At 28.8% G+C, this 19,523-nt stretch carries 21 protein-coding genes; 16 read left to right on the forward strand and 5 right to left on the reverse strand.

Annotation, left to right across the window (positions count from 1 at the left end; all coding sequences use genetic code 11):
• The 3 genes from metE to WC168_RS02550 all read left to right on the forward strand — a co-directional run.
• Positions 1 to 965 (forward strand): 5-methyltetrahydropteroyltriglutamate--homocysteine S-methyltransferase (gene metE / locus WC168_RS02540; RefSeq protein WP_372617360.1); only part of this gene is annotated, 965 nt, incomplete at its 5' end.
• A 125-nt stretch (positions 966 to 1,090) separates the two neighbouring features.
• Positions 1,091 to 2,296 (forward strand): threonine ammonia-lyase, encoded by a 1,206-nt coding sequence (ilvA, locus tag WC168_RS02545; protein WP_066162713.1) that lies wholly within the window; start codon positions 1,091 to 1,093, stop codon positions 2,294 to 2,296.
• A gap of 90 nt (positions 2,297 to 2,386) precedes the next feature.
• The gene (locus tag WC168_RS02550; RefSeq protein ID WP_066162718.1) at positions 2,387 to 3,070 is read left to right on the forward strand and encodes a F0F1 ATP synthase subunit A; all 684 of its coding nucleotides are present in this window, start codon (positions 2,387 to 2,389) and stop codon (positions 3,068 to 3,070) included.
• Positions 3,071 to 3,130: 60 nt separating this feature from the next.
• Here WC168_RS02550 and WC168_RS02555 read toward each other — a convergent pair whose 3' ends face one another.
• Positions 3,131 to 5,860, reverse strand: a complete 2,730-nt coding sequence (locus WC168_RS02555) for a RecB-like helicase (protein WP_372617363.1) — start codon at positions 5,858 to 5,860, stop codon at positions 3,131 to 3,133.
• Positions 5,861 to 5,939: 79 nt separating this feature from the next.
• Between WC168_RS02555 and argB the strand changes: the two genes are divergently transcribed.
• From argB to WC168_RS02585, 6 genes are all read left to right on the forward strand, one after another.
• Positions 5,940 to 6,839, forward strand: a complete 900-nt coding sequence (gene argB, locus WC168_RS02560; RefSeq protein WP_372617366.1) for an acetylglutamate kinase — start codon at positions 5,940 to 5,942, stop codon at positions 6,837 to 6,839.
• 13 nt (positions 6,840 to 6,852) lie between these two features.
• Entirely contained in the window at positions 6,853 to 8,334 is a 1,482-nt protein-coding gene (gene thrC / locus WC168_RS02565) for a threonine synthase (protein ID WP_372617368.1), read from the forward strand.
• Between the two features lie 151 nt (positions 8,335 to 8,485).
• Positions 8,486 to 8,986 (forward strand): Rieske 2Fe-2S domain-containing protein, encoded by a 501-nt coding sequence (locus WC168_RS02570; protein ID WP_066162731.1) that lies wholly within the window; start codon positions 8,486 to 8,488, stop codon positions 8,984 to 8,986.
• 10 nt (positions 8,987 to 8,996) lie between these two features.
• The gene (locus tag WC168_RS02575; RefSeq protein WP_066352730.1) at positions 8,997 to 10,241 is read left to right on the forward strand and encodes a cytochrome bc complex cytochrome b subunit; all 1,245 of its coding nucleotides are present in this window, start codon (positions 8,997 to 8,999) and stop codon (positions 10,239 to 10,241) included.
• A 3-nt stretch (positions 10,242 to 10,244) separates the two neighbouring features.
• A complete protein-coding gene (locus tag WC168_RS02580; protein ID WP_372617371.1) occupies positions 10,245 to 11,273 on the forward strand; it encodes a c-type cytochrome in 1,029 nt (342 codons plus the stop codon).
• A gap of 29 nt (positions 11,274 to 11,302) precedes the next feature.
• Positions 11,303 to 11,698: a hypothetical protein gene (locus tag WC168_RS02585; RefSeq protein ID WP_320340475.1), complete on the forward strand. Its 396-nt coding sequence runs from the start codon at positions 11,303 to 11,305 to the stop codon at positions 11,696 to 11,698.
• A gap of 27 nt (positions 11,699 to 11,725) precedes the next feature.
• Here the strand turns inward: WC168_RS02585 and WC168_RS02590 are convergent, their stop codons facing one another.
• Together WC168_RS02590 and WC168_RS02595 are read right to left on the reverse strand one after the other, a co-directional pair.
• Positions 11,726 to 12,397 (reverse strand): 16S rRNA (uracil(1498)-N(3))-methyltransferase, encoded by a 672-nt coding sequence (locus WC168_RS02590; RefSeq protein WP_372617374.1) that lies wholly within the window; start codon positions 12,395 to 12,397, stop codon positions 11,726 to 11,728.
• Positions 12,397 to 12,801: a hypothetical protein gene (locus WC168_RS02595; RefSeq protein ID WP_066162747.1), complete on the reverse strand. Its 405-nt coding sequence runs from the start codon at positions 12,799 to 12,801 to the stop codon at positions 12,397 to 12,399. Before WC168_RS02595 ends, WC168_RS02590 begins: the two co-directional genes overlap by 1 nt.
• 108 nt (positions 12,802 to 12,909) lie before the next feature.
• Between WC168_RS02595 and queC the strand changes: the two genes are divergently transcribed.
• From queC to accA, 7 genes are all read left to right on the forward strand, one after another.
• Positions 12,910 to 13,596: a 7-cyano-7-deazaguanine synthase QueC gene (queC, locus tag WC168_RS02600; RefSeq protein ID WP_372617376.1), complete on the forward strand. Its 687-nt coding sequence runs from the start codon at positions 12,910 to 12,912 to the stop codon at positions 13,594 to 13,596.
• Entirely contained in the window at positions 13,597 to 14,124 is a 528-nt protein-coding gene (locus WC168_RS02605; RefSeq protein ID WP_372617378.1) for a 6-carboxytetrahydropterin synthase, read from the forward strand.
• Positions 14,111 to 14,875, forward strand: a complete 765-nt coding sequence (locus tag WC168_RS02610) for a 7-carboxy-7-deazaguanine synthase QueE (RefSeq protein ID WP_372617380.1) — start codon at positions 14,111 to 14,113, stop codon at positions 14,873 to 14,875. Before WC168_RS02605 ends, WC168_RS02610 begins: the two co-directional genes overlap by 14 nt.
• A gap of 57 nt (positions 14,876 to 14,932) precedes the next feature.
• The gene (gene fabG, locus WC168_RS02615) at positions 14,933 to 15,676 is read left to right on the forward strand and encodes a 3-oxoacyl-ACP reductase FabG (protein WP_372617382.1); all 744 of its coding nucleotides are present in this window, start codon (positions 14,933 to 14,935) and stop codon (positions 15,674 to 15,676) included.
• 91 nt (positions 15,677 to 15,767) lie between these two features.
• Complete coding sequence (acpP, locus tag WC168_RS02620) at positions 15,768 to 15,998, forward strand: acyl carrier protein (protein ID WP_066162759.1); 231 nt, start codon at positions 15,768 to 15,770, stop codon at positions 15,996 to 15,998.
• Positions 15,999 to 16,106: 108 nt separating this feature from the next.
• Positions 16,107 to 17,366, forward strand: a complete 1,260-nt coding sequence (locus tag WC168_RS02625) for a beta-ketoacyl-ACP synthase II (protein ID WP_372617384.1) — start codon at positions 16,107 to 16,109, stop codon at positions 17,364 to 17,366.
• 41 nt (positions 17,367 to 17,407) lie between these two features.
• Positions 17,408 to 18,343 carry an acetyl-CoA carboxylase carboxyl transferase subunit alpha gene (gene accA, locus WC168_RS02630; RefSeq protein ID WP_279133338.1) on the forward strand — a complete coding sequence of 312 codons (936 nt, stop codon included), beginning with the start codon at positions 17,408 to 17,410 and terminating at the stop codon, positions 18,341 to 18,343.
• Between the two features lie 25 nt (positions 18,344 to 18,368).
• Here the strand turns inward: accA and WC168_RS02635 are convergent, their stop codons facing one another.
• Positions 18,369 to 19,106, reverse strand: a complete 738-nt coding sequence (locus WC168_RS02635) for a TIGR04219 family outer membrane beta-barrel protein (RefSeq protein WP_372617387.1) — start codon at positions 19,104 to 19,106, stop codon at positions 18,369 to 18,371.
• Between the two features lie 19 nt (positions 19,107 to 19,125).
• Entirely contained in the window at positions 19,126 to 19,470 is a 345-nt protein-coding gene (locus tag WC168_RS02640; protein WP_066162773.1) for a histidine triad nucleotide-binding protein, read from the reverse strand.
• Between the last annotated feature and the right edge of the window lie 53 nt (positions 19,471 to 19,523).

Here is a 19,523-nt window from a genome sequence, read left to right on the forward strand (position 1 = left end):
CATTTCCTCAAACACCTGAAATTAGAGAGAATAGAAAGAATTATAAAGCAAATTTAATTTCAAAAGAAGAGTATGAAACTCAAATAAAAAAATATATTGATGATTGTGTAGCATTTCAAGAAGAAATCGGACTTGATATTTTAGTTCACGGAGAGCCTGAAAGAAATGATATGGTTGAATATTTTGGACAATTATTGGAAGGTTTTGCATTTACACAAAATGCTTGGGTTCAATCATATGGAAGTAGATGTGTAAAACCACCTGTTATTTTTGGTGATGTTTCAAGACCAAATGCTATGACAGTTCTTTGGATTAAATATGCTCAAAGTAAAACTTCTAAAGTTATGAAAGGAATGTTAACAGGACCTGTTACAATTTTAAATTGGTCATTTGTAAGAGACGATATTCCAAGAAATGAAGTAACAAAACAAATTGCACTTTGTATTAATAAAGAAGTTGATGATTTACAAAATGCTGGAATTAAGATGATTCAAGTTGATGAAGCTGCATTTAAAGAGGGTTATCCTTTAAGAGCTGAAAATATAAAAGCTTATGAAAATTGGGCAGTTGAAAACTTCCGTTTAAGTGTAAGTAGCGCAAAAGCTAATACTCAAATTCACACACATATGTGTTATAGTGAATTTAATGATATTATAAAAACTATTGAAGCTATGGATGCTGATGTTATCTCTATTGAAACAGCACGTAGTGGAAATAGACTTTTAAAAATCTTTAAAGATGTAAACTATAAACAAGAAATAGGACCTGGAATTTATGATATTCATAGTCCTAGAGTTCCAAGTGTGCAAGAGATGGTAAATCAAATTAAAGCATTAATTGAAGTTTTACCAAAAGAGCAGTTATGGATAAATCCAGATTGTGGATTAAAAACTCGAAAATGGCCAGAAGTTAAAGAGAGTCTTAAAAATATGGTTGAAGCTGTAAAAATTGTAAAAAATAGCTAAAAATAAAAAATAGAGTCGATTTGACTCTATTTTTATATATATTTTAAATAATACTATCTATGTAAAAACTACTCTTTAATCAAATTTCGTTAGAATTTGCACAAAATTTTAAAAAAAGATGCCAAATGATTACACTAAACGATATAAAAGATGCCAAAAAAAGGCTAGAAAATACAATATCAAAAACACCACTTATGAAAGCTCCAATTTTAAGCAAAGAAAAAAATGCTCAAATATATTTAAAAGAGGATAACCTTCAAATTACTGGAAGCTTTAAATTAAGAGGTGCATTTAACAAAGTTGCAATGCTTGATAGTGCAAAAAGAGAAGCTGGTGTTGTAGCTGCAAGTGCTGGAAATCATGCTCAAGGATTAGCTTTTGCAGCTCAATATTTTGGTTGTGTTGCAACTATTTTTATGCCAGAAGCAACACCTCTTACAAAAGTGATAGGAGTTAAATCTTATGGAGCAAATGTTGTTTTAACAGGTGAGAATTTTGATGAGGCATACGCAAGTGCTATAAAATTTGCAAAAGATAATAACAAAGAGTTTGTTCATCCATTTGCTGATGATGAAGTCATTGCTGGTCAAGGAACTATTGCCTTAGAGATTTTAGAATCAATAGAAAATATTGATCAAATTATTGTACCAATTGGTGGTGGTGGATTGATTTCTGGTATTGCAATTGCAGCAAAAAGTATAAATCCAAATATAAAAATAACAGGAGTTGTTGCAAGCGGTGCAAAAGGAATGAAAGAGTCTTTTGAAGCTAGAATGCCAATTGATTCAAGTAGTGTTAGAACAATTGCTGATGGAATTGCCGTAAGAGATGTAACTCCAAAACTTCTTGATATTATATTGGAGTATGTTGATGAGATAATTGAAGTTAGTGATAATGAGACTGCAAATGCAATTTTATTTTTACTTGAAAAACATAAATTGATGGTTGAAGGTGCAGGAGCTGTTAGTGTTGCAGCAATTATGCATGATAAAGTTGATATAGCTGGAAAAAAAGTTTGTGCAGTTGTTAGTGGTGGAAATATTGATGTTACAATGCTTTCACTAATCATTGAAAAAGGTTTAATAAAATCTCATAGAAAAATGAATCTAATCGTTACACTTATGGACAAACCAGGTGCTTTAATGAAACTAACAGAACTATTTACAAAATGTTCTGCAAATATAGTTCAAATTGATTTTGATAGAAACTCTTTAAAATTAGAGTTTGGTGAAGCACATGTAACAATTGCCTTAGAGACAAAAGGAAAAGAGCATCAAGAGCAAATAAGTGAAAAATTGAAACAAGAGGGATTTAGATTTAAACAAATTTAGATTAATTTTTTATATTTATAAAGATTTTAGAAAACAAATATTATAATCCTCGCATAATTTAGTAATTGTAGAAAAGAAAAAAGGAAAAAAATGGAAGGAAGACTGTTTACATTTTTAGGTTCTATCGGTGGACACGACCAAGTGTGGATAATTTTATCTCACTTTGTTTTAGTTATTCTAATTGTATTTGGAGTTTCAAGATTTGCTACTAGAAAACTTCAATTAGTTCCAACTGGTAGTCAAAATGTTATGGAAGCATTTGTTGGTGGTATTGTTGCTATGGGTAGAGACTCTATGGGAGATAAAAATGCAAGAATTTATATGCCACTAATTGGTTCTTTAGCATTAATCATCTTTGTTAGTAATATGATTGGAGTAATCCCAGGATTTGAAGCTCCTACAAGTAACATTAACTTTACAGCTGCTTTGGCTTTAATTGTTTTTGTTTATTACAACTATTTGGGGATTAAGAAAAATGGTTTTGTAAACTATTTTAAACACTTTATGGGACCTATGCCAATATTAGCTCCTTTAATGTTCCCAATTGAGATTATTTCTCACTTCTCAAGAATTGTTTCTCTATCTTTCAGGTTGTTTGGTTCTGTAAGAGGAGATGATATGTTCTTAATGGTTCTATTAATGCTTACTCCATGGATAGTGCCAATCTCTGGTTTCTTCCTTTTAACAATAATGGGTGTTTTACAAGCATTTATTTTTAGTATCCTAACTTATGTTTATATAGCTGGATCTATTATGATGGAAGAAGAGCACTAAGATTTTTTCTTAGTCTACAAAAAAGGTAAGATAGTTTCTATCTTACCTTTTTTTATGCAATTAAACCTCTATTAAATCTATACCACTCTCTTTTAAATATACTAAATAAGCTTTTACATTTTCTGTCTTAAAAATATCACTAATAGCCTTTTTATAATAGTTTACTTGTATTTTATGACTTGATAAAATATCACTTGTAGTTTTATAATCTATAATTGTGTAAAAACTATCTTTATATAATAATAAATCTACTATTTTTAACTCATTTTTGTACATTAAAGATTGTTCGTGAACTTTTAAAGAGTTATTTACTAAGTTCAAAAATTGACTATTTTGTATTAAAAGCTCAACTCTTTTTTCAATAATTTTAAAATCTTCAATAGATAAGTAAGTTAAATATCTACTTTTTGATAGTTGTAATGAGTAATCTAAATCATCTTTTGTAAAATCATTCATCATCTCTAAAGTGTAGTGCGTTGCCAATCCTAAATATTTTGCTTTTAAATAATCATCTCCTAGATTTAAATCCACTTTAATTTTTTGCACTTGTTTACCAAGAAATAAAGCAGAATACTCTATTTTTTCAACACTTTTATCAACTTTTTTCTCGCTACTTTTTTCTAAAGTTCCATCTTTGTAAGATTTTAAATTTAAAATATCAAATACAGATGATTTTGTTTTCTTAAATACAATTAAATTTGATTTAGCTCTAGTTAATGCTACATATAAAACATTTTTTTCATCATCCAAAGATAGACTTTTCTCTTTTTCTAAAGCCTTTTCATACTCTTTATCAAAACTCTCTAAACCAGCAATTTTATAAAAAACTTTATCTATTTGCATATTTTTATAACTAAATAAAAATGAACTTCTATCATGATTTTTTCTTTTTATTCTATCTAGTAAAATAACAGTTTGAAACTCTAAACCTTTTGATTTAAAGATTGTTAATATTTGCACTCCACTATTTTCACTATTTTCAATACTACTTTCAAGCTTGTCAATTCCATAAATAAATTCAACTATATTTTTGAATTTAGTTGTATCTTGCATTAGTTTTACTACATTATCATCTAACAACTCAAAAGAGTTTGCTAGGAAAAAAATAATCTCTTCAACACTCTTTTCTTTAAATTCAAAATTTGTATCCAAAGAGCTATTAATATTTTTCCCAATAATTGCATTAAAATTCTCTTTGTAAATCTCCTCTTTAAAATAGAGATATTTTATTAAGTTTATTACTGCTTTTACATTTTGTGCATTTATAAGTTTTGAACTCATATCTGTACTTATTTTTATATTTGGTAAAACCTTTTTTAAATAGTAATATAGATTTAAAACATCACTATTTGTATAACATAAAATTGCAATATCACTTTGATTTATTCCACTATCTAAAAGTTCTTCAATCTTTTTTGATATATTTAAAAATTTATCATCAAGTTCTAAACTATCATCTTCAATAACCTCAACAAAGCCACCATCTTTTATACTATTTTGAACTTCATAATCAAAGTTATCCAATTTTGTAAAAACAGAGTTTACAAAATCAACTACAACTTTGTTTGACCTATAGTTTGTATTTAAACTATTTAAAGATATTTGACTATTTTGTTTTAATACATAATCAAAAAGCTCTTTATTTCCACCTCTAAATCTATAAATGCTCTGTTTTGGATCTCCAACATAAAAAAATGTCTTAAATTTTTCGCTATTTCCTGAAATTATCTCTTCTATTAGTGGTTTTAATATATTATATTGCAAAATTGATGTATCTTGAAACTCATCTATTAATATGTGATTATAGTTACTATCGAGTCTAAAATATAAAAAGTCTCTATCTATTTTTGAATTTAAAAGCATATAAACCATATTTGAAATATCGTTAAATTCATAGTAGTTTTTTCTTTTATTAAATTCAAATTTAAACTCTTTAAACTTATTAAAAAGTTTAAAAATTTTACTTAAGCTATAACTAGCTCTTACTTTGTAATATTTAAAGAAAAGCTCTTTTAAATTTAAAAACTCATTATTTATAGTCTCATTTGCACACTTTTTAAAATATGAGTAATCAAATAAACTATCTTTTTGTATCCAAGTTTTTAAAAATAGCTCTTCAAAATTTGTAAAATCAACTGCCTTTATTGCACTACTACTTGCTTCACTACAATTTAAAAAATGCTCTTTTATTTTAAAAGAGCATTTTAAAATCTCATCTTTTAATAAATCAATTAAAGAGGAATCAATCTCTAAAGTATCAAACTCTTCATTTTTTTCTATTAAGCTTTTAAACAAAGTAAATAAAGAGTTAAATTTTTTACCCTCATATAGTGAAAAATCAACCAAATCTTTGAAACTACTTTCATCTAAAGAGTTTAAAAAGTGATAACCTAAAAGCTCCTCATCATCACTTAAAATCTCAAAATCATCACTTATTCCAGCATAACCACCAAACTCTTTTAAAATCTTATTTACAAATTTATCAATTGTATATATACTTAAACTAGAGTTTGAAAATAGATTTAATAGACTCTTTTTTTTACTTAAAATCTCATCTTCACTTAAGTTTGAAACTCTTGAAATCTCACCTAAATAAGATTTATCATCTCCTAAAGTTTGCAAAGTATTTAAAACTCTTTGACTCATTTCAGCTGCAGCTTTATTTGTAAAAGTCAAAGTTAAAATCTCATTTGGTTTTGCACCCAATAAAAGTAGTGTAATGTATCGAACAGTTAGTGCAAAAGTTTTTCCACTTCCTGCACTTGCTTTTAATGCTAAATATTTTTCCATAAATAGATTTTACTATAATTCTTTTTTAAAAGCGATTTTAAGATATAATCAAAGCTTTAAAATCTCTAAGGAGTAAAAATTGGCTCAAGCAAATCAAAAAGTTCAAACTCTAATTGATGCTATTCCATACTTTAAAAAATTTTATGGAAAAGTTGTTGTAATTAAATATGGTGGAAGTGCACAAACAAGTGATGATTTAAAAGATAAATTTGCACAAGATATTGTTTTATTAACACTTTTAGGAATAAAACCTATTGTTGTTCACGGTGGAGGAGCAAGAATTACAGAGCTTTTAACAAAACTTGAAATTCCATCATCTTTTAAAGATGGATATAGAGTTACTTGCAAAGATAGCATGAGAGTTGTTGAGATGGTTTTAAGTGGAGAGATAAATAAAAATATCTCTTCGCTATTAAACTATCACGGTGCAAAGGCAATTGGAATATCAGGAAAAGATTCAAATCTTATTAGTGCTGTTGCAAAAGATAATGGAGCTTTAGGATACACTGGAGATATAACTTCAGTTAATGGTGAAATGCTTTTTAAACTAATAAATGAGGGGTTTATTCCAGTAATTGCTCCAATAGCAAATAGTGATGAGCCAAATCACCCTGGATATAATATAAATGCCGATGTAGCTGCTTGTAAAATTGCAATGGCAGTTAAAGCTCAAAAAGTAATATTTTTAACAGATACTATTGGTGTTTTAAATAAAAGTGGTGAGCTAATACAAACTTTAGATAAACAAAGTGTTGAGATATTTAAAAAAGATGGAACAATTGCAGGTGGAATGATTCCAAAGGTTGATTCTTGTATAGAGGCTATTCATAATGGTGTAAATAAAGCACATATTATAGATGGTAGAGTTGAACACTCAATATTACTTGAACTATTTACAAATGATGGTATTGGAACTCAGTTTATTAGAGTTGATAATCCAAATAATGGCGTAGATATTAAAAAATTGTTAGATAATTAAAAGGAATAGAGTAATGAATTTTATAGAGACTAGAGGAAATGATGGAGTAAAACCACTAGAAGTTAGTTTTAGTGAAGCTATTTTAAATCCAAGTAGCTCTTTTGGTGGACTTTATGTACCAAAAGATTTACCAAATTTAGGTGATAATTTTATTGAAAGTCACTTAAACAAAAGCTATAAAGAGCTTGCATTTGATATTTTAAAAGCTTTTGAAATAGATATTGATGATAGTGAAATACAAAAAGCACTTGATTTATATGATAATTTTGATAATCCTTTAAATCCAAGTCCTGTTGTAAAAGTTAAAGATGATTTATATGTAAATGAACAGTATCATGGTCCAACAAGGGCTTTTAAAGATATGGCACTTCAACCTTTTGGAAGTATTTTTAGCTCTATTGCACAAAAAAGAAGTGAAAACTACCTAATACTAGCAGCAACATCTGGAGATACAGGACCAGCTGCTTTAAATACTTTTAGAAATAAAAAGAATATTCAAGTTGTTTGTCTATATCCAGATGGAGGAACTTCTGATGTTCAAAGGCTTCAAATGGTTTGTGAAGATGGAGAAAATCTAAAAGTTTTAGGAATAAAAGGAAACTTTGATGATGCACAAAATGCTCTAAAATATCTTTTAGCTTCAAGTAGTTTTAAAGCAGAGTTGGAAAAAGATGATATTAAATTAAGTGCTGCAAATAGTGTTAATTTTGGAAGAATTATTTTTCAAATAATCTATCACTTCTGGTCATATTTAGAACTTATTCGTCAAAATGCTATTAAAAATGGTGAAAAAATTTATTTAGTAGTTCCTAGTGGTAATTTTGGAAATGTTCTTGGAGCCTATTATGCACAAAAAATGGGGCTTTGTATAGAGAAACTTTTAGTTGCATCAAATGAAAATAATATTTTAACACAATGGATAAACACAGGAGTTTATGATATCAGAGATAAAGCTCTAAAACTTACAAAATCTCCAGCTATGGATATCTTAAAATCTTCAAACATAGAAAGAGTAATTTTTGATCTATTTGGTAGCTTGAGAACAAAAGAGTTAATGGAAGATTTAAATAAAAATAATATATTTACAATGACTCAAAATGAGACAAAAGAGCTACAAAAATATTTTAGTGCTACTTTTAGTAATGATTCATTTGGTAACAAAACTATAAAAGAGTTTTTAGATGCTGGATATTTAATGGATCCTCATACAGCAACTTGTATAAAAGCTTACAATGACCTAAGAGAAAAACCACTAAAAACTGTAATATACTCAACAGCTGAGTGGACAAAATTTTCACCAACGGTTTTAAATGCTTTAAAGCAAGACTCTCATAAATATAGTGATAAAGAGGCTTTAGAAGAGATTAGTACAAAATTTGGTGCTAATTTACCTCAATCTATTAAAAATCTTTTTAATGCCAAAATAAATCACTCTTTAGTAATAAATAAAGAGAATATTGAATCTGAAATAATAAAATTTATTAGAAAATCATAAGATTTTCTAATAATTATAAAAAATAAAATAATCTTACTCTTCTACACATTTCGTTAATCTTTCATTTAAATTTTGATACAAATCAATAACTCTTAAGATTCTTTATACTAAAATCTAGCCTGATTCTAATTTTAAAAAAAGGAAGCCAAATATGTCTAACAATACAAATAGACGAGATTTTATTGGTTACTCATTTGTAGCAGTTGCTGCAGTGGGTGGAGCCGCGTCTCTTTATGGTATGAAAAAGGTGTGGGATCCACTTCCTAGCGTTTTAGCTGGTGGATTCACAAAAATTGATTTGAGTGCATTAAAAGCAGGAGAACCAGAAACATTTACTTGGAGAGGGAAACCTATCTTTGTTTTGAAAAAAACTGCAGATATGGAAGATAATAAAAGAGATTTAGTAGTAGGAAATGATAGATTTACTGTTGCTATAGGTCTTTGTACTCATCTTGGATGTATTCCTGCATGGAAAAAAAATGAGTGGAAATGTGCATGTCATGGTGGAGTGTTTAATGCAAGTGGACAACAAACTTTTGGACCACCACCAAGACCACTTGATTTACCACCATTTGAAGTTGAGGGAAATACTTTAGTTCTTGGAAATGAAGGACCTGAATATAAAAAAATCGCTGAAGCGATGATGGCATAAGGAGCAATAGATGGCAAAATTTGAAAAAGCTAACTCTGTTGGTGAGTGGTTAGACCAAAGATTAAATGTAAAAGCTATTAACAAAGTTATGATGACTGAGTATTGGATTCCAAAAGATATTAACTTCTTATGGGCAATGGGAGTTTTATTAGCTACTACATTTACTATTTTAGTTGTTTCTGGATTATTCTTAATGATGTACTACAAGCCTGACATCAATTTAGCATTTGATTCAGTAAACTATACAATTATGCAAGAAGTTGCTTTTGGTTGGCTATTTAGACATATTCATGGTGTTGCAGCTTCTGTTGTATTCCTACTTATATATATTCATATGCTTACAGGTATCTACTACGGTTCATATAAACAAGGTAGAGAGATGATTTGGATTTCAGGTATGTTACTATTTGTTACATTTAGTGCTGCTGGATTCTCTGGATATATGCTTCCTTGGGGACAAATGTCTTATTGGGCTGCTATGGTTATTACAAACTTATTTGGTGGAGTTCCTGTTATCGGGGATGCACTAGTTGTTTGGATTAGAGGAGACTTTAATGTTGCTGATGCAACACTTACAAGATTCTTTATGTTACATGTATTCTTATTACCAATAGTTATTATGGGTTTAATTGGTTTACACTTCTATACACTAAGAATTCCTCACGTAAATAATCAATCATCTGATGAGATTGATTTTGATGCTGAAGCTGAAAAATATTTAGCTGGAAATAAAAAAGAGTCAAAAGTTATTCCTTTCTGGCCAATCTTTATATCAAAAGATTTAGCAGTTCTTGGAGTATTCTTAATATTCTACTTCTACTTAGTATTCTTCCATTATAGTTTTGCTATGGATCCTGTAAACTTTGATCCAGCTGACCCAATGGTAACACCAGCTCATATCTATCCTGAGTGGTATTTCTTATGGTCGTATGAAGTTTTAAGAGGATTCTTCTTTGATATTGCTGGAATTAAAGCATTTGATCTTGGTTTAATTGCATTTGCATTTGCAAATGGTATTTTCTTTGTACTTCCTTGGTTAGATAGAGATAATAAAATTTTACCAGCTCACAAAAGACCACTATTCTTCATTTGGTTCTGGATTTTAGTTGCAGATTTAATTGTATTAACAGTTTATGGAAAACTTCCTCCAACAGGTGCTAATGCATGGGTAGGATTCTTCGCAGCTGTTATATTTATATTACTGTTTATTCTACTTCCAGTAATTACAAAACTAGATCAAAAAAGAAGAGGATAAGACATGAGAGAATTAAAAATATTAGCAGTAGTAGTAGTATTAACTCTTATTACTTACTGGGGAGTTGAGCCTTTTGCTCACTCACAAATGCATCCAGCTGTATCAAATCCTAATTTTGATTTAGTTCAAGCAGATGCACAGACTTCAAAAGAGTCAATAGAAAAAGCTCAAAAAGCTTTAGATGAAGCTGTTAAAGGTGGAGACGAAAAAGCTATAAATGGTGCAAAAGCTGATTTAGCAAAAGCTATTGAATTTGAGAAAACAATAAATGAATTTTGGGCAAGTAGCAAAGAGGCTATTGAAGCAAAAGGAGATGTTGCAAATGGTCAAATTCTTGTAACTTCAAACTGTACAGCTTGTCATAGTATTGAATCTCAAGGTTTCCCTCAAATTATGGATAATGCAACAACAGCAGCAGCTTATGGTGTTGCAACTCCTGATTTAGGAAGCTCTGGAAAAATTTATACAAAAGAGTTTTTAGTAGGATTTATCAAAAATCCAGCACTTGCATCTAAAGTTTCACATAAATTTGAAGATGGAAAAGTTCATCCAATGCCAGGATATGACTGGATGAGTTCTCAAGAGATTGCTGATATGGTTGCATATTTACAATCAATTGCTCCAAAAGAGATGACAAACAAAGAGGTTTTTGTTGATTCTTGTCAAAGATGTCATGGTTTAAAATATGCTGATATGCAAAATGGAACTATGAGTGCATTTACACCAGATGAAAATATTAAAAACTATATGGGAAAACTTCCTCCTGATTTATCTCAATATATAATTAGTAGAGGACCTGATTATTTAGGTAAATTTATCAATGATCCTCAAAAGCTACTTGAAGGTACAGCAATGCCAAGAGTTGGTTTAACACAAGAGGCTCAAGAGCAAGTTATTCAATATATGGAAGAGATTGGTGCATCTAAAAAAGCAGAAAGAGAAGAGTTAGGACCTAAATTTTTAATCTATTTTGTAATTTTTGCAATTATTGCATTCTTATGGAAAGCAAAACTATGGAGAGATGTTCATTAAGAACATCCTTCTAAATTAGGAGAGAGTAAATGAAATTATTAAAACTACTATTTATTGCGACTTTTGTTACTACATTTTTAAATGCTAGTGATTCAATGCAAAAATCAATGTCAGTTATGGAAAAAGGTATGAACCTAATTCAAAAAGGTTTTTTAAATAATAATCTTGATTTAATTAAAGAGGGAAATAAACTTGTAAAAGAGGGAAATGACCTTTTTTCTGATAAAAAATTAATTGCTAAGTATCTACCAGAAAACAAAAAACATATGGTAAATATTGCAGAAAATGCATCAAAAAGAATTGCTTTAGATGTTGTTGAACTTGAAGAGAGTTTAAAAAATAAAGCTTATATTAAAGCTGCAAACTCTTATTCAGATATGCTAAATGCATGTTCTAACTGTCACTCAATAGTTAGAAATTGGTAAAAATTATAAAAGAGTAGAGATACTCTTTTATAACAATATTTTTGATGCTGCACTTACAATTGCAGTTTCTGATCTTAAAATCAAATTAGAATTAAAACCTACAACAAAATCTTTATTAAAATTACCCTTTTCTCTTTTTGAAAATCCACCTTCACAACCAATAACTAAAGTATCTATTTCATCTTTTTTATCATCTATAAAGTTATTTGAGAAATCAAGAATATATGATTTTGGATTTTGTGTTAAAAAACTATCTAGTGTTTTAGAGATTTCAAGTTTTACAATACTACTTCTTCCACATTGACTTGATGAGTTAATTAATATTTTATTTAATTTTTCAATATTTATTTTAAAATTCTTCTGAGAAAAATCACTATATACAAAAGTTATCTTATCAACACCTATTTCATTTAGTGAAGATATACTTTTTTCAACTGTTTTTGGATCAACAACACACCAAACTAGATGCAGTTTTCTACTATTTTCTATAACTTTTTTTTCACTATTTACTAAAGTTAAAGTTGCACTTTTTTTATTTATCTCTACAATTTTATACAAATATATAAAATCATCTTCTAAGTTTCTAAAATATATCTCATCATCTATTTTATGTCTTCTTGCTTTTATTATATAGTTGTAGTTTTCATCAACTAGCTCTAAGATCTCATTTTTTGAAGATTTATCATAAACAAACTGCATTAAAATACTTTGCTAATAGTATAGACAGCTAATAAAACTGCAATTTCAATAATATAAATCTTCTTTGCATAAATATAAAAATCTTCTTGAAGTTTTATATCTGCAACTTTTATAACCCTTTGTTTCTTATATCTTTTTATCTCAATTACAAGCAAAAAGATTGAAGCTGGAATCATTAAAGCAATTGTAACACTAAAATGATGAGCATAAAAAGCAACTATTGTTCCTGTGTAAATTACAATTGCATTGCTCAAATGATATATTGGTGTCATAAATTTTAATTTTTTTGCCAAAGATATAAAATCTTTTTTTGTCATAACAGAGTATAAATTAAATAACATTATTCCTAAAAAAATATATATCGCATAAATATGTGTTGTAATTGCACTTTGCATCAATTCCATATAGGTTTATCTCACTTTTAAAAATTTTTGCTATTATATCCAACTTATAATAAGTTTATATTTCCAATACTTCATACATTTTTTAGAAATAAAAGGATTTTTTAATATATGAATAATAATTTAAAGAAAAAAGCAGTTGTAATTTTAAGTGGAGGAATGGACTCAACACTTAGCTCTTATATAGCAAAAAATAGTAATTATGATTTAATTGCAGTTCATTTTAATTATGGACAAAGAACTCAAGATAGAGAATTAAAGGCATTTAGAGATATTTGTAAAGAGTTAAATGTTTTAAATAAATATGAGATTGATATTCCATTTTTTTCTCAAATTGGAGCTAGTGCTTTAACTGATAAAACAATAGATGTACCAGTAGATGGGATTGAAAAAGGTGTTGTTCCAATTACTTATGTTCCATTTAGAAATGGTATTTTTTTAAGTATCGCAAGTGCAATTGCTGAAAAAGAAGAAGCAAGTACCATGTATATTGGAGTTGTGCAAGAGGATAGTTCAGGTTATCCAGATTGTAGTGATAGTTTTATTCAAAAAATGCAAAATGCTATAAATGAAGGGACAAAAGAGGATACTAAAATAGAGATAATAACTCCTCTTGTTCATTTAAGTAAAGCTCAAATTGTAGAAGAAGCTATAAAATTAAATGTTCCACTAGAACTTACTTGGTCTTGCTACAAAGAAGAAGATAAAGCTTGTGGAGTTTGTGACTCTTGTAGGCTTCGATTAAATGGATTTAAAGAGGCAAATCAAAAAGATTTAATACCATACAAGGAGAGTTAAATGTGGGAAATTTCAAAAGAGTTTGACTTTTGTTATGGTCATAGAGTTTGGTCACAATCATTAAATGTTGAATTCTCACTTGATAGCTGCTTAATGTGTAGGCATCTTCATGGACACCAAGGAAAAGCAATTGTATATCTAAAGTCTGATACTCTAAAAAGTGGAATGGTTACAGATTTTAAACACTTAAATTGGTTTAAAAAATTTTTAGATGATGTTATTGATCATAAGTTTATAATAGATATAAATGATCCACTATTTAAAACTCTACTTCCAAATATAGATAAAAAAGATTTAATAAGTTTTAAAGAGGGTTACAAAACAGTAGATTTAACAAATTTTGAAAATGAGTTATTAGAGCTTTATGAGAGTTATATTATTGTTGATTTTGTTCCAACAAGTGAAAATATTTCAGCTTGGCTTTTAAAAATTGTTCAAGAAAAAATGGATAAATTAAATATAAAAGTTTCAAAAATAGAGTTTTTGGAAACTCCAAAGAGTAAAAGTACATTTTATGCTAGAAGTTAATGAGATTTTTGGACCAACTATTCAAGGAGAGGGAAAATTAATTGGCTCTCCTTCAATATTTATTAGATTTGGAAAATGTAATTTTAAATGTGTTGGATTTAATGTTTTATATGAAACTCCAAGTGGAGTTAAAAAGTGTGCTTGTGACTCTTACTATGCTGTTGATATGGAGTTTAAAGATAGTTGGAAAAGTTATGAAAATCATCTTGATATAGTAAATGTTACTAATAAACTTCTTGAAAATTATAGTTATAAAAATAGTGTTGATGTAGTAATTACAGGCGGTGAGCCACTTTTATATTGGAATAATCAAGAGTTTCAAAATCTGATAAAACATTATATTAATAAAAATCAAAGAGTTACAATTGAGACAAATGGATCTTTAAATATAGATTTCAAAGATGAGTATCAAAAAAAAATTATATTTTCAATGAGTGTAAAACTAAGCAACTCTTTAGAACCTTTAAAGAAAAGAGTTAATAAATCTACATTAACAAAAATTTTAACAAATACAAAAGAGTCTTATTTGAAATTTGTTATTGGAGATGATTTTTTAGAAAAAGCAATAGATGAGATAGAGGATATTTTAAAAGATATTCCAAAGTGTGAAGTATATTTAATGCCACTTGGTGATAGTTCTAAAGCCATTGATAAAAATTCAAAAAATGTTGTAAATCTTGCAATTAAATATGGATTTAAATATTCAGATAGATTACATATTAGATTGTGGGATAATAAAAGAGGAGTTTAATATAAACTAAATATTGTTATAATAATCGATTATGTATAAAATTAAAAGGATAAAAATATGAAATTTAGTGGAAAAAATGTTTTAATAACAGGTGCAAGCAAAGGTATAGGTGCCCAAATTGCAAAGAATTTAGCAAGCTATGGTTTAAAAGTTTGGATAAATTATAGAAGTAAAATTGAAGAAGCTGAAGCTGTGAAAGAGGCTATTGAAAAAGCTGGTGGAACAGCAGCAATTATAAAAGCTGATGTTAGTGTTGAAGATGAGTTTGTAAATGCTATTAAAACTATTGTTGATAGCGATGGTGAACTAGCATACTTAGTAAATAATGCTGGAATTACAAAAGATAAATTAGCTCTTAGAATGAGTGTTGAAGATTTTACATCTGTAATTGATGCAAATCTTACTTCAGCTTTTATAGGGTGTAGAGAGTCTTTAAAAGTTATGGGTAAAAAAAGATTTGGTGCTGTTGTGAATATATCTTCAATTGTAGGAGAGATGGGAAATGCTGGTCAAGCAAACTATTCAGCTTCAAAAGGTGGATTAAATGCTATGACAAAATCATTTGCAAAAGAAGCAGCTAGTAGAAATATTAGATACAATGCAATAACTCCAGGATTTATTCAAACAGATATGACAGATTTATTAAAAGCTGAAGTAAAAGCAGAGTATGAAAAAAATATTCCTCTTTCAAGATTTGGAAATCCAAGTGAAATTGCAGATGCGGTAGCATTTTTACTAAGTGATCACTCATCATATATCACAGGTGAAATATTAAAAGTAAATGGTGGATTATACGTTTAAAATATTTTATTTGAACTTATTTTTCTGTTTTAAAAGTTTTTTTAAACTTTTTTGGTATAATTTTGGGACAATTTTAAAAAAGGAATAAAAAATGGCATTAATTGATGATGTAAAAGCAGTTGTTGTTGAGCAATTAGATTGCGATCCAGCAGAGGTTAAAGAGGATTCAAAATTCATTGAAGATTTAGGAGCAGATTCACTAGATGTAGTAGAACTTGTAATGGCTCTTGAAGAGAAATTCGATATCGAAATTCCAGATGAAGAAGCTGAGAAAATTTTAACTGTTGGTGATGCAATAGCATACATCGAAAACAACGCATAATTTTTGCGTTGTTAGGAAGATGAAAGAGAAATCTTTCATTTTTTTATTATTGAGTTTTTTAAACTTAAAAGATTGAATAATTTAAAATCAAAAAATGGAGCATATTTTATGAAGAGAGTTGTAATTACAGGGCTTGGTACTATAAATTCTACAGGACACAGTGTAAATGAGTCTTTTGAAGCTATAAAAAATGGTGTTTGTGGTATTGACACAATAACACTATTTGATGCAAGTGATTTTACAGTACAAATTGCAGGAGAGGTTAAAAACTTTGATCCTGAAACTGTAATGGATAAAAAAGAGGTAAAAAAAGCTGATAGATTTATTCAACTAGGTATTAAAGCTGCTCTTGAAGCTATGATTGATAGTGGTTTTGTTACTAGTGAAAACAAAAAAGTAGATGAATCTATAGCAAATAGATTTGGAATAATTTCAGCTTCTGGAATTGGTGGTTTAAGTACAATTCAAAAAAATTCTACAATTTGTGACACAAGAGGTTCAAGAAAAATATCTCCATTTTTTATACCATCTTCATTAGCTAATATGTTAAGTGGATTTATATCTATTGAACATAACTTAAAAGGTCCATCTTTAGGACATGTTACAGCTTGTGCTGCATCTACTCATGCAATTTGTGATGCTTATAAAACTATTGCATTAAATGGTGCTGATAGAATATTAGTTGTTGGAGCTGAAAGTGCAGTTTGTGGAGCTGGAGTTGGTGGATTTGCCGCTATGAAAGCACTATCTACAAGAAATGATGAGCCTAAAAAATCTTCAAGACCGTTTGATACGGGTAGAGATGGTTTTGTTATGGGAGAAGGTGCTGGTGCATTAGTTATTGAGTCACTTGATAGTGCACTACAAAGAGGTGCAAAAATATATTGTGAAATAATTGGATTTGGAGAGAGTGGTGATGCAAATCATATAACTTCACCTGTTATTGATGGTCCATTAAGAGCAATGCAAGCTGCATTTGAGATGGTAAAAGCAAACAGCGGAGAATATCCAAAAATAGACTATATTAATACTCATGGAACTTCAACTCCTGTTGGGGATAAAAATGAAACAGCAGCAATAAAAGAGCTATTTGGTGGAAAAGAGAAAAGTCCACTTGTATCTTCAATTAAAGGACAAATTGGTCACTGTTTAGGTGCTGCTGGTGCTATTGAAGCAATTATGACAATAAAAGCATTAAATGAAGGGATTATTCCTCCAACTATAAATGTTGAAAACCAAGATCCTGATTGCGATTTAGATGTTGTACCAAATGTAGCTAGAAAAATTGAGTTAACTACTGTTATGTCAAATAACTTTGGTTTTGGTGGAACAAATGCTTCTGTAATTTTTAAAAAGTTTACAAAGTAAAATAAAAATTTAAAAGTAGACACTTTTTTAAGGAAAAAATATTGGCAACATATCTGGAATTTGAAGAAAAAATTAGAAAAATCGAAGAGGAGATAGTAATCGCTAGAACAAAAGCTGATGAACCTGCTATTGAGATTTTAGAAAAAAAACTTGAAAAAGAGGTTGAAAAGACTTTTAAAAATTTAAATGACTACCAAAAACTTCAACTTGCAAGGCATCCTGATAGACCATATGCTCTTGATTATATAAATGGACTTTTAACAGATGCTTATGAAGTTCATGGAGATAGACACTATGTTGATGATCATGCAATTGTTTGCTATTTTGGATTTATTGATAATCAAAGAGTTTTAATTATCGGTGAACAAAAAGGTAGAGGAACTAAAGAAAAGTTAAAAAGAAACTTTGGTATGCCTAGTCCTGAGGGATATAGAAAAGCTCTAAGAGCTGCTTTAATGGCAGAGAAGTTTCAAGTTCCAATTTTGATGCTAGTTGACACTCCAGGTGCATATCCAGGCCTTGGAGCTGAAGAGAGAAATCAAAGTGAGGCAATTGCTAAGAATCTTTACGAGTTTGCGAATCTTACTACTCCAACTGTTTCAGTTGTAATTGGAGAAGGTGGTAGTGGTGGAGCATTAGCTATTTCTGTTGCTGATAAATTAGCTATGATGAGATACTCTGTTTATGCAGTTATCTCACCTGAAGGGTGTAGTGCAATATTATGGAATGATCCATCAAAAGTTGAAACAGCAGCTCAGGCTTTAAGAATTACTTCAGATAATTTAAAACAACAAAATTTAATAGATGATGTTGTAAATGAGCCTTTAATTGGTGCTCATAGAAAAAAAGATGAGGCTATTATGGCTTTAAAAGAGTATTTTTTAAGTTCAGTTGAAGAGCTTAAAAAGCTATCACCAAAAGAGAGACAAGAGAGAAAATATCAAAAAATTATGAATCTTGGTTCATTTGAAGAGTAGATTTTATATCTACTCTTTTTTATGCTTAAAATCTAAGCATTAATCCTGCATAAATACCTTTAAAATCTAAATCTGTTTTTAAATCTGCAAGTCTATCTACTTCAACTTTTTGTACTCTATACCCTATCTCAATAGCTGGTTTAATTAAAGGCGTTATATCAAATGTATAATCTATTTTAGCTTTTGCATCATAAGCTAAATTATCACTATATTTTATATATTTAGCATCTGCTTCAATTCCAATACCACTGAATGGAACCTCAACTCTAGCTCTTGCATATCCCATTGGAAGTGGAATAGTTTTTGTTACATTACTTGCAGGCTTATTTGAAACACTATACTGTGCATCAATAATTTTTATATCAACACCTAAATCAATAGTTGTCCAAAAAGTATTATCTAAAATATTATAATAAGGAATGATATCTAACTGCTTCATTGTAAGTTTTGATTCATTTCCTCCACCAGAATATCCACTAAAATTTCCATTTGCTAAACCAATACTCTCAACTTTTGAATACTCTACTTTTAAGTTTGGAACTACTGGTACAAAGTGCTTAAACAAAGCCCACGCATACATATTTGTTTTTGTTTTCTCTTTTGATGAGTCAATTCCAAACAAACCTGAACTATCTGCTTTTATATTACCACTTGATTTTGAAAACCAAGCACCAGCTCCAACTTCAGCTCTTAAAAAATCTGCATTTGCAACACTTAACAGTAAAGTTGAGCTAATAGCTGCTACTTTTAAAACTTTTTTCATCTTTTTTCCTTATATAAATTTATAAATCGTTTTTATCTCTAACTAATCTTCCAACTTTTTCACCGCCAATTATGTGAAAATGTAAGTGAGGAACCTCTTGACCACCATCAATCCCAATATTTGTAATCATTCTATAACCACTTTTTGAAATATTTAAACTCTTTGTAACTTTTTTTATAAAAATAGTTAAATCACACATAATTTCTGGTGGCACATCTTCAAATGATTCATAGTGAGCTTTGGGAATAACTAAAACATGAATTTTTCTAGTAGGGTTTATATCATGAAAAGCTAAAAAGTTATCATCTTCTAAAACAACACTACTTGGTATCTCTTTATTAACAATTTTGCAAAAAATACACATATACTCTCCTTAAAATAGACCTTAAGATTATAACCAAACTCTAATAAATTTTT

It is taken from the genome of Aliarcobacter sp. (assembly GCF_041672065.1).
Lineage (GTDB): Bacteria > Campylobacterota > Campylobacteria > Campylobacterales > Arcobacteraceae > Aliarcobacter > Aliarcobacter skirrowii.